This window comes from Elstera sp., assembly GCF_044372965.1.
Lineage (GTDB): Bacteria > Pseudomonadota > Alphaproteobacteria > Elsterales > Elsteraceae > Elstera.
Window position 1 is genome coordinate 1 of record NZ_JBILQX010000086.1, and the last position, 14,390, is coordinate 14,390.

Here is a 14,390-nt window from a genome sequence, read left to right on the forward strand (position 1 = left end):
TCGTGCTCGTATCAGCCGTACTGGTCGTGGTTTGACGATCCAGCGCGTTCACCACACCGTCGCCATTGGTATCCTGGCTTTGGAAGAGTTGGTTAATCGCCTTGCTGAAGCTTTCGCTGGTGCTCAGGTCGTTATCGTCCACGGCATCATTGATGTAGGAGGTAAATTCATCCTCGGTCACATCGCCGTCGCCATTGGCATCGGATTTTTCGAAGAGCTTCAGCAGGGCGGTGGTGGCCTCTTCCTGAGCCGACAACAGCGTTGCGGCGGTGCTGCTATCGAATTTACCGCCCGGCGGGGGCGGCGGCGCTTTGGCGAATTCCTCTTCGCTTAAGGCACCATCGCCATCGCTATCAAGCTGGGAGACGATTTCGGTGCCGGTCGGGGCCTTGCCCTCAACGCCCTGGGGGCCACCCTGGGGGGCATTGGCCGCAAGGTCGCTGTCGATCTCGGAGGCATCGATCTTGCCGTCGCCATTAACGTCGGCCCGTTGGAAAATCTGCTGGCGCTGTTGAGCAATCGCGGACGCGCTAAAGCCGCCGCTTCCAATGCTGGAAACCATGGGTTTACCTCGTTTTGTCTGAAAGGGGGGCCGACCTTCTGTCGGTATTTTCAGTACGGCGGCCCGAGGCGAAACCCTGCGCTGCGTAATACGAACGGGTTAGCGGGGCATCATTCCCGGCGGCGGCGGAACGCGGCGCAGCAGATCGGCGACGAAAGCCCGACCCTCCGGAGACATTTTTTCGGCCGACGCGACGAGGCTTCCCGTAACGCCCTTGCCAACGGTTTGCATTTGCGCGTCGATTTCAAGGACGGACTGGCGCAATCGGTCGAGGTCGAGGGGCTCCTGTTCCAAAATATCTGCCGTCGTCGCCTTAGCGCGTTCAATCGTGTCGTGCGAGGCGCGGAACCGAGCTTTCACCTCCGCCATCACCGCTTGCAAAACGGCCTGATCGGCGGCGGAAAGACGGGTTGCCAGCCTCTCCAGCATCATCTCCGGCGGCGGGCCAAAGGGTGGCTTCGATGGGCGGCGCAACTCCGACCCAACCAATAATCCGCCAAGGAATAAATTCCCGGCAACTGAGGCCAAGAGGCCCAATTTCATCCACTGCCGCATTCTGCGAACCTCCGAAACTGTGCCTTAGAGAAAATTGAACCAGCTTGCGACAATATCCGCCGGTCCCAGGGTGAGAAGCAGCAAGGGCGAGGGGCTCGCCGCTAGCGTCTGCGCCGGGGCGAGGGCATAGCCCGTCGCCAGCCCCAATAGCAGACTCGCGGCGAGCGAGGCCGTGGGCACCAACCAAAATCGCAGTGCGCGCGCTGCTGCCGGGGCAAGGCGGGGCGAAACCCGGTCGGCGGCGTGCAAAATTCGGTTTTCAAGCGCCGCCGTCTGTTCGGGCGTTGGCGCGGGGGCCGCGCGCCTCAGAAGGTCCGCGAGCGTGTCGGGACCGGATGGATTAGTCATTCTGTTCCTCCTCCAGCCAAGTTGAGAGGCGCGCTCTCAAGGTTCTACGCGCCCGCACCAGCACTGCTTCGAGCGCTGAGACGGACATATCCAACAGATCGGCGACCTGGGCGTTACTATGCCCCTCCTGATAGGTCAGCACGATGGCGGCGCGCTGACGCTCCGGCAGGGCGGCGATAGCATCGGCAATGATCCGATCCCGCGCCTGGGTTTCCAGATCGACCTCGGCCCCCGGCGACGGATCGGGCGGGTCAAACCCCTCCTCCCACGCCACCGTATGTTTGGGCCGCCGCAGCCGATCAAGACACAGATTGATGCAGATACTATAGATCCAGGTTTCCGGCTGCCCGCGTGAGGCATCCCACAGCGCCGCCTTGGTCCAGACCTTTAGCAAGGCTTCCTGCACCACCTCTTCCGCATCGGAGCTATTGCCGAGCATGCGGACGGAGAGCCGCAGCAACCGGGGCGTTTGCTCCGCCACCAAATCGCGGAAGGCGCGCGCGTCCCCCGCAGCGATTCGCGCGAAACGCTGCGCTGCGGCCGAAGGGGCCGCAGGCTGCTCGGCCCGCGCCTCGGGTTTGCCGAAGCGCGGCCACGATCGGCCAAACGCCGATAGAACCATTCAGAAGTACCCTCTGCCGCCGTCCGTCTTATCCCTTATACGGGGGCGGATGGGCGAGCCCTGCGCACTGCCCGGCAAAATTTTCCGAGTGCCGGGCAGTGGGGGAAAAGCAGGCTTAGAAGCTTACGCCGATTGGATAAAGGTGGCGATGCGCGGCAGAATCTGTTCGCGGAACTTACGCCCGTTGAACACGCCGTAATGGCCAACGCCCTGCTGGACGTAATCGATGCGCCGTTCCGCCGGAATGCCCGAGCAGAGGATATGCGCCGCCTGGGTTTGACCCGGACCGCAAATATCATCATCCGCGCCTTCGACCGTCATCAGCGCGGTCTTTTCAATCGCCGAGGGGGTGATAAGCATGTCGCGGTATTTGAACTTGCCCAGCGGCAGATCGTAGTTCTGGAACACCGCCGTCAAGGTTTGCAGATAGAAATCGGCGGGCATGTCCATGACCGTCAAATATTCTTTGTAGAATTTCTTCGTGGAGGTAACGCTTTCGCCGTCGCCCTTCACCAGATTGCGGAACATATCCACATGGGCGCGCACATGGCGGCCAATGTTCATGCTCATGAAGCCCGAAAGCTGCAAGAACCCCGGATAAACCGCGCGCATCATCCCTGCATAGGGCGGCGGCACATGGGTAATGACCATCTGCTTAATAGTTTCAATCGAGCCCGACTGAGCAAACTCGTTCACCTTGGTCGGGCTCACGCGCGTATCGAGCGGCCCGCCCATCAGCACCATAGCCTTGGGTTGGGCCGGATCATTCATCTGGGCCATCGCCGAAACGGCCACCAGCAGCGGCACCGCCGGTTGACACACGGCAACCGCCGTTACGTCCGGCCCCAAGTGGCGCAGGAACTCGATGCTATAATCAATAAACGCATCCAGACCGAAATGCCCCTGCCACAGCGGCACATTGCGGGCGTTGATCCAGTCGGTGATATACACGTCATGCTGCGGTAACAGCGCTTCGACGGTGCCGCGCAGCAAGGTGGAGAAATGGCCCGACATGGGCGCAAAGACCACGACGCGCGGCTGGCCCGTCACGCCCGGCTTTTTAAAGTGCAGCAGATCGCAGAACGGCTTTTGGAGCACGATTTCTTCTTCGATCGGCACCATATGCCCATCGACCAAGGTCGTGCGGATGCCGTAATCGGGCCGATCATGCAGGGGTTTGGCATCGGCCACCACATCGCAGGCCGCCGTGAAAGCGTCCATGATCGGATTGGAGAGCGAAGAGGAAAGACCCGAGCGTCCGGCAAAGGTGCGGACTTCGTTGGCAAACCAACGCAATGGCTCCATTGCCGCCTGTTGAGCGTTATAAGCCTGGTACAAAAACATGGTCATAACCCCTCGCGGTGGCGTTCTGCGGTTCGCGCTATTGTTTACCGTGGCCCTACACAAACAAACCGACAAGATTATTATGACAAGAGACTCAGTTACGAAACAGTTGATAATCGCACGAATTCGCCAGAAAGCGCCGAATTTATCGGAATCTCGACCAATTCCACATGTCTGACATGCGCTAAATCCGGTCCACGATGGCAGGCGGCGACGAGCCTATCGATCAATTCCGGCGCGCCTTGGGCCTGGGCTTCGACCCGCCCGTCCCCCCGATTGCGCACCCAACCGCTGAGCCCGAGCCCCTGGGCCTCCCGTTTCAGCCAATCCCGGAAGCCGACCCCCTGAACGCGGCCCTCGATGAAGAGGTGAACGGCCCGCATCAACCTGCTATTCCGAGCGCCTTAAACAGGAAGGCGTAGGTTTCGGCGATTTCCTCCAGCGCCTTATAGCGCCCGGACGCGCCACCGTGCCCGGCGCTCATTTCCGTGCGCAGCAGCAGAACCGAGTCGTCGGTCTTGGTCGCGCGCAGTTTCGCTGCCCATTTCGCTGGTTCCCAATAGGTCACGCGCGGATCGCTGAGTCCGGCGGTTATCAGGGTCGGCGGATAGGCCTGCGCCGCAACCTGATCGTAGGGGCTGTAGCTCTGCATATAGGCGTAATAGGCGGGGTCGTTTGGATTGCCCCATTCCTCATATTCAAACGCCGTCAACGGCAGGCTGTCGTCCAGCATCGTCGAGAGCACATCGACGAAGGGCACCTGGGCCACCGAAGCCCCCCAGAGGTCCGGGCGTAGATTGAGCACCGCGCCCATCAGCATGCCGCCCGCGCTGCCACCCATGCAGCCGATGCGGCCTTTCTGAGAATAGCCTTGCGCAATTAGGTGCTCGGCGGCGGCGATGAAGTCGGTGAAGGTGTTTTTCTTCTTGAGGAATTTACCATCCTCATACCAGCGTCGCCCGCGCTCCTCCCCGCCGCGAATATGGGCGAGGGCGTAGACGAAACCCCGGTTCAGTAGGCTGAGGCGATTGGTACTGAACGCGGCATCCATACTCGCACCGTAAGAGCCGTACCCGTAAAGCAGCGTCGGGGCGGTTCCATCCAGCGCCACGTCGCGCCGCCGCACGACCGAGAGCGGCACGCGCTCGCCATCGGGCGCGGGGGCCCAAAGGCGCTCGACGATATACTCATCAGGATTATGGCCGCCGGGAATGTCGGTCTGTTGTAGAATTTCCAGGCGCTTACTGCCGACGTGATAGTCGAAATAGGTCTTGGGGCGGGCGAGAGTTTCATAGCGCAAACGTAGGCTCGTGCCGTCCCAGTTGGAACCAGGCAAGACCCAGAGGGCATAGGCGGCGTCGGGGAAAGTAACCTCTTCCGCCGCAGAATCGCTCGTCTGCCCGCCCGTGACGATGCGCACCCGTTTGCGCGCTTCGTCGGTCCGTTCCGCCAGCCACCAGAAATGCCGGGTGCCGCCGATGCTTTCGATAAACACCCCATCGGACGGCGGGACGACTTCCTGCCACCCGGCCTCCTCCGGCGCGTCGATCGGCGCGCGCACGACGCGGAAATTTGGGTGCCGGTCATTGGTCAGAATCAGCCATTCGCCGTTGCGGTCGAACGCGCCATATTCGTGATTGGCCCGGCGCGGGTTCAGGCAGCGCGGCTGTGTGCCGGTGCCTTCGAGCGAGAGAATCCACTGCTCAGACGCGGTTTTCTGCGCCACCGAAATAACCAGATAGCGCCCGCTCGCGCTGCGCTCGATGCCGAGATAGAAGGTCGGATCGGCCTCGTGATAGATCAGCACATCGGTCGCGGGATCACTGCCCAGCGTATGGGCGTAAACCCAGCGCGGGCGCTGCTGGGAATCCTGCTTCACATAGAAAATCCGGCGGCTATCGTTGGACCATTCGAGCCCATAGGTACACTCGCCGATTTCCAACGGCAGAAACGCACCCGTCTTCAGGTCTTTGACGCGCAGCGTGAGGCGTTCTGAGCCGTCCGTATCCTCCAGAACCGCCAGAAACTGCCGGTCCGGCGCAAGCGCAAGGCCGCGCAGGGCGTAATAGGGCAGGCCTTCGGCGCGCGCGTTTTGGTCGAGAATAACCGTGCCCCGATTGGCTTTGGCCTCTTCGAGCGACCCAGCGAGGCAGGTTTGCCCATATTGCTGACCTGGCTGGAACCGGCCCCACAGCCACACGCCATGCTCCCACTCAGGCGGGGTGCGCTCGTCTTCGATTACCCGGCGCTTGAGTTCGGCCAGAAGCGCGGGGCGGCGGTCGTCGCCCCCGCCCAGCACGGTTTCGACATAAGCGTTTTCTTGGGTCAGATAGCCGAGAACCTCGGCGTCTGTCACCTCGGGATAGCCGGGGTCGCGCAGCCACGCCCAAGGATCGGGCCGACCATCGGGGTGCGTGAAAGGTTTTTTACCGGCGGCAGGCGGCGGCGGAAAAGCGCTTTGGCGGAGCATCAGAAACGTCCCAAACTAAGGATCAAACTGAGCGCGGGTTTGGGCTGAGAGGGCCGCAAACCTGGGCGCGCTCGAAAGGCGAAATGCCACCGCCTAACTGGTGCGGCAGTCCAGCACAATCACATCGAAAACCGGATGCTCCAACGGGTGCAGCGCCGGGGACGAGGCGAACATCCAACCGGAGAAGACCACCCGATCCGGGGCTGCAACAAAGGGATCGCTCGGGCTCGGCACCGCCTTGCCTTGGGTTGTCGGTTGCGGCGGGTGATCGATGATGCGCAAAAAGGCGGAGCTTTCGGGCGGCTCTTCCGGCGGGCGCTTGATGCAGGCATCGACATTGATCGTGAGGCTGCCGAAATTGGCCGATTGCCCCACGGGAATGGTGAGTTTTGAGACGCGGGCCGTCACCTTATCCAGTCCCTGAAGCACGGCCACGGGCTTTGCGGGCGGCGGGGTAGGTTGCGGCACGGGGGCGGGTTGCGCCACGGGCGGGCGCGGGGCGGCCTGCTGGGCGAGCGTCGCGCTCGAAACCAGCGCCAGACCCGCCAACACCATTAAGGATCGCAGCATCACGGTTGGGGCGTGCTCGTTTTCGATTTATCGTCGGAGGCGGAAAACAGGAACTTCCCGATCATCTGCATGAAATCCGCCGATGATTTCGTGAATTTCACCGCCTCGCCCGCCGCTAACACGCGGTCGGCATTGCCGGGATTGATATTCAGATAGCGCCCGCCAAGCAGCCCTTCGGCAGCGATTTCCGCCACCGTATCTTCGGGCAGTTTCACGTCCGAGCGCAGGGCGAAGCGCACTTGCGCGAAGAAGGTGGCGGGATCGAGCGCAATCGCCGTGACCGACCCAACCTTAATGCCACTCACCCGAACATCGGTGCCGATGGCGAGCCCATCGGCCCGGTCAAAGCGCGCGGAAAGTTCGTAGGCCCCGCGCGTCCCCCGGATCGATGTCGTGGTATAAGCGTACCAGCCGAAGGCCAGCGCGACGATTAGGACGAAAGCCCCAACCAGAGTTTCCACAACATTCCGCTGCATGCGAAGGCTACCCTTTCTCGAGCCGAAATCTTAGTTTTCGGGCGTCCAGGCTTCGTAGTCGCCGGTCGCCTTATCGCGGTGATTGCCCGCGAGCGCGTGACCGGGCGGACGATACGCAAGCTCGGTGCCGGTCAAATTGGGCAGATGCGGCTTTTGCCACGGGCGCACGGGCGCGTTCTTCGACGGCACCTCGTCGGTGGTCTTATGCAGCCAGCGATGCCATTGCGGCGGCACTTTCGACGCTTCGGGTTCGCCCTTATAGAGCACCCAGCGCTTCGCGTCGCGCACCGATGCTACCTTTTTCTCGCGGTAATAGCGGTTGCCGAATTCGTCTTCGCCGACCAATTCACCGTTCCGCCACGTGTAAAGCCGAGTGCCGAGCGACATGCTAATCCCTTACGCAATTCCCAATCGAACGTCGGCGGCGACTATGGCACTACCGCAAATCCCGAGCAAGGGGCACCCGCAGCGTCAGCCGTTGCAATGAGCATTCCCCCTGCGGTTGTTCACGCTTCGGGAACGACATTTTGCGACGTTTCACGAAGCCAGCAGGCTCTACACGAAGCCCCTCTTGCCGCAGCCACACAGTTAGCGCGAAGCAGAAAGCCCATCAAACTCAGGGATAACTCGATAATGCCTTTACACTGTTTCCGGTTCCCTCTCGCCGCGTGCCTGCTGATCTCAGGCCTTCCAAGTGCCACCCCCCGCGCCGAGGCTGCGAGCGTCATTGTAAGCGTCGAGAATATTCGATCCGCGCAAGGCGAAATTCGGGCTTCGATTACCGATAGTGCTGCGAATTTCGAGGCAAAAGCGTGGACTGACCGCGCGCAGACCCCGGCCCAAACTGGGGCCACCATTCTCCGCTTCGATAATTTACGCCCTGGTCGGTATTTGATTTCCTGTTTTCATGATGAGAATAAAAACGGGTTTCTGGATCGCGGGCTATTCGGCATCCCTGTTGAAGGCTATGGATTTTCGCGCAACGCCCGCGGGACTTTTGGGCCGCCCGATTTCCACGATGCCGCCATTGAGGTGCCCGAGGGGGCTTCGGAGGTAAAAGTCTCCTTGAGCTATTGACGTTCAACCGGCCTATCAGTCGCCCGCGCGCCTAAACGGCGAAAGGGGCAGCAGCGCCACCATCTGCTCGGCAATCGCCGGGCGCTCCTGCTCTAGGAAATTCGCAACCGCCCGCCGAAAGCTGGGGTTGGCGATCCAATGGGCGGAGCGCGTGCGCGTCGGAAGGTACCCGCGTTGCAATTTATGCTCGCCCTGGGCCCCGGCTTCTACCTTGGGCAGCCCTTCGGCGATGGCGTAATCGAGCGCGCGGTAGTAGCAGAGTTCGAAATGCAGGAAGGGCACATCGACGATAGCGCCCCAATTGCGCCCATACAGCGTATCGGCCCCGCGCAGGTTGAGCGCGCCCGCAACCGGCGTGCCGCGCCCGTCTTCGGCGACGATCAACACCACCCGTTCGGCCAGACTCTCGGCGAGTTTGTCGAAAAAAGGCCGGGTGAGATAGGCCGACCCCCAGCGCTTATCGACCGTCGCAAGATAGAAATCATAGAAAGCGTCCCAGTGCCGCCCGTCGATCTCAGGACCGACGAGCGTGCGAATCACGAGACCGCTGGCGGCGACACTCTCGCGCTCCTTGCGAATGGCTTTGCGCTTGCGGCTGGCAAGCGCGCCCAGGAAATCGTCGAAATGCCCATAGCCCTGGTTTTGCCAGTGGAACTGATAGCCGTGCCGCTCGAGGAACCCCGCCGCGATCAGCGCGTCCATATCGGCATCCTCGGCGAAGGTGACGTGGACCGATGATAGCCCGAGGCGCGTGCAGAGTTCGACCAGCGCTTCCGCCAGTTTCTGCCGGGTTTCGGGCGGGGCATCGGGCGCAACCAGCAGGCGCGGCCCCGGAACGGGGGTGAAGGGCACCGCGCCTTGCAGCTTAGGATAATAGCTTCCGCCCGCGCGCTGGAAAGCATCGCCCCAACCTTGGTCGAAGACATATTCGCCCCAGGAATGGCCTTTCAGGTAGAGCGGAACAAGGCCGACAATCTGCCCGTCCGAACTCTCGGCGACCAAGTGGCGGGGCACCCATCCCGTCCGCATGCTGACCGAGCCGCTCTCCTCCATCGCCGCCAGAAAAGCATGACTGACGAAAGGATTGCCTGCCCCGGCGCAGCCATCCCACGCGGCGGCCGATAGATCGGTAATGGCCTCGATTGTGCGCACGCGGGCAACGGAAGGAACGACAGGTTTTGCGGGCGGCGTCGGAAACAGCATAGCTATAAGCGTGGGGTCTCATGCTTCGGACGGCAAGGGGGAAAGGCTCCTCAGACTGTCATAATCTCGCGTTAAAACCGGCTGCATCTTCGTGTGTTGTTTTGGGAGAGTATCAATGCGTGCGCTTTCGCTTTTCACCCTTTTAGGGGGCCTGTCCCTCGCCGCCGTCGCCGCCGCTCAGGCCCCGCAGACGGCCCCCAAGGTGACGATCACCGTCTTCACCTCGACCGATGCCGGGTTGAAGGATGCGCCCTACACGCTGAAGACCTCCACCAAAGAAATGCCGCTGACCATCGGCATCGGCTCGGGGGCCTTCCGCCGGTCGGGCGACGCGGCCTTACGCTTCTACACCGTCTCTGATCGCGGCCCGAACATCGCCTGCGGCGATCTCGAAGGCTATGGCGCGAATAAGGAAGAACTGTGCAAAGAAGCACCGAAGAATGGCCGCGTTTATCCGCGCCCGGCCTATAGCCCGTCGATCTATCAGGTCGAACTCGACCCCGCGACCAGCACCTTCAAGCTTCTCAGCGCAACACCGGTGAAAACCAAAAGCGGCAAGGCCACCTCCGGCCTGCTGAACCCGCTGACGGTCGCCTCCACCGAAATCCCGCTGGATGGCACCGGCGTAAAGCTGAGCCAAGACGCCAACGGCATCGATATGGAAGCCATTGTTGTGCTGAAAGACGGCTCCATGTGGATCGGCGATGAAAACGGCCCGAGCCTGATGCAGTTGGATAGCGACGCCCGCATTCAACGCCGCCTCGTGCCGACCGGCACCGAAAAGGATTTCGCCGCCGCCGATTACGAAACCCTCGGCAGCCTGCCCGCGATTCTCACGAAGCGCAGCCTGAACCGGGGCATCGAATCGATCAGCATTTCGCCCGATGAAGCGTCGCTCTATTTCATCATGCAAAATCCGCTGGCGAACCCGGACGCGAAAACCTACCAAGGCGCGGTCAATTCCCGTCTCTATAAGCTCGATCGCGCCAGCGGCAAGCTCGTTGGCGAATGGGCCTATCCGATGGATCCGATTGCAACCTATCCTGGCGAAAAGAACCCGAATAACAGCACCGTCCGTATTTCGGAAATGCTGGCCCTGTCGGGCGACCGGGTCGTCGTGCTGGAACGCACCGAAAAGACCACGCGCCTTTACGAAGTGGCGCTGACCGCCGACACCAACATCCTCGGTTCGGCCTGGGACGATGTTACAACCACGCCATCGCTCGAAGCCACCCCGGCGGATAATCCCGCCGCCAAAGCCCTGAAAAAGACCATCCGCTTCGATAGCGCCGCCTACCCGGAAGTGCCGGTGAAGCTCGAAGGTATGGCGCTTGCCGGCGACGGTCGCCTGATGCTGATTAACGATGATGATTTCGGCATCGATAGCGGCACGACGAAGATTCTGCTGGTTGACGGCACGGGCATCAAAATGAACTAAGGGATTAGCGCTGAATTTCAGCATTATCTTTGGATAGACGGGGCGCTGCAGGCTGAGGCTTGGAGCGCCCCTTTTCCGTTGCTATCCTGCCGCCACCTCCGCGCGTGGCGCGGGTGCCAAAAGGATATAGTCCCCAAAATGCCGACCCCGAACCCGATCACGCGCGACATCGTTTCCTTCCCCGACCCCGCCCTGGGCACCACCCGCAGTTGGACTGCCCTGCGCTACGGCACGCCGGGCACCGGGCCGAAAGCCTATATTCACGCCGGTCTGCACGCCGATGAACTGCCGGGGTTGCTGCTCTGCGATCACCTGGGGCGTTTGCTCGACGCGGCAGCGGCGCGCGGCGAGATTCTGGGCGAAATTATTCTGGTGCCCTTCACCAATCCCATCGGCCTCGCCCAATGGGTGAATAATACCCATGTGGGCCGGTTCGAGTTGGGCCGGGTCGGCAACTTCAATCGCGGCTATCCCGTGCTCGGCCCGGAAGTGGCCAAACGGATTGGAAAGCACCTCACCGACGATGCCGCGACCAATGTGGCCCTGATTCGCCAGACGATGCGCGAAATCCTGGCCGAAATCGAACCCATTCAGGAGATGGATTTTCTGCGCGTCGCCATCCTCAGCCGCGCCATCGATGCCGATATTGCCCTCGATCTGCACTGCGACACGCGCGCGCTCATGCACCTCTACTTGGGCACGCCCCTGTGGCCAAACGCCAAAGACCTCGCCGCCGATCTCGGTTCGCACGCCACCTTGCTGGCCGAGGACTCGGGCGGCTCGTCGCTCGATGAAGCCATAGGCGGCCCCTGGTGGTATTTGGCCCGCACCTTCCCGGACAAGCCGATTCCCCCCGCCTGCCTCGCCACCACAGTGGAGTTGCGCGGCGAAAGCGACGTGACGGATGAACTCGCGGGCCAAGACGCTGCCGCCCTCTATCGCTTCCTGCAACGACGCGGCGTGATTGCGGGCGACCCCGGCCCGCTCCCCGCGCTAGTGAATGACGCGACCGACCTCACCGCCTCCGATCTGCTGGTAACGCCCGTTGCCGGGGTGATGGTCTATAAGGTCGGCCTCGGCGACCGGGTGAAAAAAGGCGACGTGGTGGCTGAAATCGTCAATCCGCTCACCCATGCGCGCACACCGATCAAGGCGACGACCGACGGGTTCATTCTGGTTCTGCGCGATACCCATAACGTCCGCCCCGGCTTCCAAGTGGCAAAAGTTGTGGGCACGGTCCCGCTTGCCCACCGGCAAGGCTATCTCTTGAGTGATTGAGCTACGCGCCTACCAGCCCGACCATTTGCCGACCCTGCTGCGCTTCGATCTCCCCGCAGAGCAGCAGGTTTTTACCAGCACACCAGTGCAAGTCTTGGCGCGGATAACGGGCGATGCCGAGCGGCAGCCGGTGACGATCCTCGACGGGGCGGTGCCGGTCGGCTTCTTTCTCCTGTGCGTGGGCGCGCATCGGGATAAATACCTGCCGGAGCCGGACCCGGCGGCGGTGGCATTTACCGCGCTCAGTATCGATCCGGCGCGGCAAGGCCAGGGCATCGGGTTTGCCGCGATGACCCGGCTTCCGGGCTTCATCGAGGCGCATTACCCTGAAGCGCGGCGAATGATTCTCGCCGTCAATCAGCGCAATCACACCGCCTTGCGGCTCTATGCCCGCGCCGGGTTCGTCATTAGCCATACGCGCGACGGCCCCGCCGGGCCGCAATGGGTTATGGAGAGCGCTTTACCCTCGATTAAGCGCTAGAAACCGCCCAATATCCTGAAACTCCAGCGCGAGGGCCGCGCGGCGCTCGGCAGCTTCCTCATCCTCGCCCCATTTCTCGATCTGATAGCTCTCGTCCAACTGGCTGAGGGCATAGGTTTCCTCGGCGCTCAATCGCCCGTCGAGCAGTGCCAGCGCCAGCACGAAGGAACCTGCGGCGGGGGCCAAGAGGGCGAAGGCGGTTAGTTCGGCGTCGGTGAACCCGTCCAGTTTGGCGCGCAGGGGCGCAAGCGCCGCCGTATCTTGCGCCACGGGCATCAAGCCTTCCGTGATCGCCAGCGTTACGCTATAGGTCGCCGCAAACCAGTCCAGCAGCGGATTCCAGGCCGCAACCTGCCGCGCGGCGAGCGTCGCATCGTCGCCGCTCCGGTAACAGAGCAGATCACTTTCCACATAGGCGAGGGCTTCGGTAGTGACAGCCTCCCGGCGTGGCCCAACCCGATCCTGTTGAGTGAGAGCGAGCCGGTTGAGCGGCATCGCCAGCGGGCGCACCTCGCCGGTTTGCTCGGCCCATTCCGCCGCCAGCGCTTCGGCCAGGGCGGGGGTTGCCGCCGTCAGAATCGCCCCTGCGGGGGTGCGCACGGGCTTGCCGTCCAGGGTTACGCCGAACCCGCCGTCGACGGTGGCTGCCGCTGCCTGCTTATAAAAACGCTTCATGCTGTCTCGTTAATTAGAGCCGCCGAGCAGCCCCTTGAAGAGGCCCTTGATCGCGCCTGCGGGATCATTGGCGGCGGGTTTGGTCGCGGGGTTGATCTGGCCCGGTTGGGCCGGGGTGGTGGCCGCCGGGGCCGCGCTGGCGACGCGCTGGCCGCAGGGAGTGCCGGGCTGGCCGGTCGGTGCACTCGGTGTTGCGCTCTGCTGCCCGAGCAAAGCCCCGACGATGCCCAGCGCGCCTTGCGTCTTCTGCCCGCCAACACCCAAAGCTTGAGCCACCCCCACCGCCGCGCGCGCCGTTCCGGCAGCGTCCGGGGTAACGGCGGGTTTCGCAAAGCTGCCGCGCACATGGAAGGGCACGGCGGCGAGTTGCGCCGGATTGCCGGGGGCAAGCTGCGGGTCGAAGCTCAAATCCAAGGTTTCACTGGCAAGCGACAGCCCGCCGCCGCCGCGCACCGTAAGACCGGGGGTATCGACCGCCAATTGCTGCACGGTGCCCTGCCCGCGCGCGAACTGGGTGCGCGCCACCGTGCAGGTGAGTTGCGTCACATCGGCGGGCTTCAACGACAGAAAGGTCAGATATTTGCTCGATAGCGCCTCTGCTGCCGACCCCACCAACTGCCCCGGCCCGGTAGCGAAATTCACCGGCCCGTCGAAACTGGCCGCGAGCGCGCGCAAGGTTTTACCTTCGGCGGAAATCTTAAAGCCCATATCGGCCTTGGCCTTCAACACGGGCTCGTCGCCCAGCAGGGCCGACAGTTGCGCGGTATCGACCCCCGCCGCCTCGCCGGTTAGCCACAGCTTACCGCTGGGTTCGATCAGCGCTTCCAAGGCCATTTTCCCGTCCGCCGCCGAAAAACGCAGCGGTTTGAGGGTGAATTGCCGATTGCGCAGGGCGACCGCAAGGCTCGCGTCCTTCACCTCGCCGCGCCCGAATTTAAGCCGACCGACCGCAAGCTTCACATCACCCTCTACGGGCGCTTGCGTGATCGCCACCAGATCGACCGGCGTATCGGGGATCACCCGATCCTCCGCCCTGGCCGCGCCTGCGGGAGCCGAGTTTCCGCCGCCCGACGCGGCCGGAGCCGGGTTCGCTTTACCGAAGAAAGGCGTCAAATCCACTTCCGGGCTGGCAAGATCCGCCGTGACGCGCGGCAGTTTCGCCCCGAGATCGACGCCCGCCCGCCCGGTGACGCGCGTTACCCCCCAATCCAGCACCAAATCAGACACCTGGGGCGCCGTCGCCGTGCCGGTGAGTTTCGCGGTCAGCGACGCCCCGGCGTCGGGAACAAAG

17 protein-coding genes are annotated in these 14,390 nt (G+C 62.6%); 4 read left to right on the top strand and 13 right to left on the bottom strand.

Translation table 11 applies throughout. The features are described from left to right. The 10 genes from ACIQ36_RS11790 to ACIQ36_RS11835 form a co-directional block, all read right to left on the bottom strand. On the bottom strand, positions 1–562 hold a 562-nt coding region (locus ACIQ36_RS11790), incomplete at its 3' end, for an EF-hand domain-containing protein (protein WP_395829431.1). 99 nt (positions 563–661) lie between these two features. Beyond that, positions 662–1,117, bottom strand: coding sequence for a periplasmic heavy metal sensor (locus ACIQ36_RS11795; RefSeq protein ID WP_395829433.1), 456 nt, complete (start codon positions 1,115–1,117; stop codon positions 662–664). Between the two features lie 24 nt (positions 1,118–1,141). Continuing rightward, entirely contained in the window at positions 1,142–1,465 is a 324-nt protein-coding gene (locus ACIQ36_RS11800) for a hypothetical protein (RefSeq protein ID WP_395829435.1), read from the bottom strand. After that, positions 1,458–2,087 (bottom strand): sigma-70 family RNA polymerase sigma factor, encoded by a 630-nt coding sequence (locus ACIQ36_RS11805; protein ID WP_395829437.1) that lies wholly within the window; start codon positions 2,085–2,087, stop codon positions 1,458–1,460. The genes ACIQ36_RS11800 and ACIQ36_RS11805 overlap by 8 nt, the downstream gene beginning before the upstream one ends. Positions 2,088–2,210: 123 nt before the next feature. After that, positions 2,211–3,431 (bottom strand): polyhydroxyalkanoate depolymerase, encoded by a 1,221-nt coding sequence (locus ACIQ36_RS11810; RefSeq protein WP_395829439.1) that lies wholly within the window; start codon positions 3,429–3,431, stop codon positions 2,211–2,213. Positions 3,432–3,529: 98 nt separating this feature from the next. Continuing rightward, complete coding sequence (locus tag ACIQ36_RS11815) at positions 3,530–3,814, bottom strand: acylphosphatase (protein WP_395829441.1); 285 nt, start codon at positions 3,812–3,814, stop codon at positions 3,530–3,532. Beyond that, positions 3,814–5,901 carry a S9 family peptidase gene (locus tag ACIQ36_RS11820; RefSeq protein WP_395829443.1) on the bottom strand — a complete coding sequence of 696 codons (2,088 nt, stop codon included), beginning with the start codon at positions 5,899–5,901 and terminating at the stop codon, positions 3,814–3,816. Before ACIQ36_RS11820 ends, ACIQ36_RS11815 begins: the two co-directional genes overlap by 1 nt. Before the next feature lie 93 nt (positions 5,902–5,994). Then, positions 5,995–6,471, bottom strand: coding sequence for a DUF2155 domain-containing protein (locus ACIQ36_RS11825; protein WP_395829445.1), 477 nt, complete (start codon positions 6,469–6,471; stop codon positions 5,995–5,997). Beyond that, positions 6,471–6,947 carry an outer membrane lipid asymmetry maintenance protein MlaD gene (gene mlaD / locus ACIQ36_RS11830; protein ID WP_395829447.1) on the bottom strand — a complete coding sequence of 159 codons (477 nt, stop codon included), beginning with the start codon at positions 6,945–6,947 and terminating at the stop codon, positions 6,471–6,473. Before mlaD ends, ACIQ36_RS11825 begins: the two co-directional genes overlap by 1 nt. 30 nt (positions 6,948–6,977) lie before the next feature. Next, positions 6,978–7,334 (bottom strand): NADH:ubiquinone oxidoreductase subunit NDUFA12, encoded by a 357-nt coding sequence (locus ACIQ36_RS11835; protein ID WP_395829449.1) that lies wholly within the window; start codon positions 7,332–7,334, stop codon positions 6,978–6,980. 96 nt (positions 7,335–7,430) lie between these two features. Here ACIQ36_RS11835 and ACIQ36_RS11840 point away from each other — a divergent pair, with 96 nt between their 5' ends. Next, entirely contained in the window at positions 7,431–8,024 is a 594-nt protein-coding gene (locus ACIQ36_RS11840; protein ID WP_395829451.1) for a DUF2141 domain-containing protein, read from the top strand. A gap of 15 nt (positions 8,025–8,039) precedes the next feature. On the opposite strand, the gene ACIQ36_RS11845 is transcribed toward ACIQ36_RS11840, so the two are convergent. Further along, entirely contained in the window at positions 8,040–9,227 is a 1,188-nt protein-coding gene (locus ACIQ36_RS11845) for a GNAT family N-acetyltransferase (RefSeq protein WP_395829453.1), read from the bottom strand. A gap of 115 nt (positions 9,228–9,342) precedes the next feature. On the opposite strand from ACIQ36_RS11845, the gene ACIQ36_RS11850 reads away from it, so the two are divergent. The 3 genes from ACIQ36_RS11850 (at position 9,343) to ACIQ36_RS11860 (ending at position 12,424) form a co-directional block, all read left to right on the top strand. Then, a complete protein-coding gene (locus tag ACIQ36_RS11850) occupies positions 9,343–10,665 on the top strand; it encodes an esterase-like activity of phytase family protein (RefSeq protein WP_395829455.1) in 1,323 nt (440 codons plus the stop codon). Positions 10,666–10,803: 138 nt separating this feature from the next. Further along, entirely contained in the window at positions 10,804–11,943 is a 1,140-nt protein-coding gene (locus tag ACIQ36_RS11855) for a succinylglutamate desuccinylase/aspartoacylase family protein (RefSeq protein ID WP_395829457.1), read from the top strand. Then, positions 11,936–12,424 (top strand): GNAT family N-acetyltransferase, encoded by a 489-nt coding sequence (locus tag ACIQ36_RS11860; RefSeq protein ID WP_395829459.1) that lies wholly within the window; start codon positions 11,936–11,938, stop codon positions 12,422–12,424. Before ACIQ36_RS11855 ends, ACIQ36_RS11860 begins: the two co-directional genes overlap by 8 nt. On the opposite strand, the gene ACIQ36_RS11865 is transcribed toward ACIQ36_RS11860, so the two are convergent. After that, entirely contained in the window at positions 12,404–13,099 is a 696-nt protein-coding gene (locus ACIQ36_RS11865) for an ATP12 family protein (RefSeq protein ID WP_395829461.1), read from the bottom strand. The two genes, ACIQ36_RS11860 and ACIQ36_RS11865, sit on opposite strands and share 21 nt — an antisense overlap. 9 nt (positions 13,100–13,108) lie before the next feature. Further along, on the bottom strand, positions 13,109–14,390 hold a 1,282-nt coding region (locus tag ACIQ36_RS11870; protein ID WP_395829463.1), incomplete at its 5' end, for an AsmA-like C-terminal region-containing protein.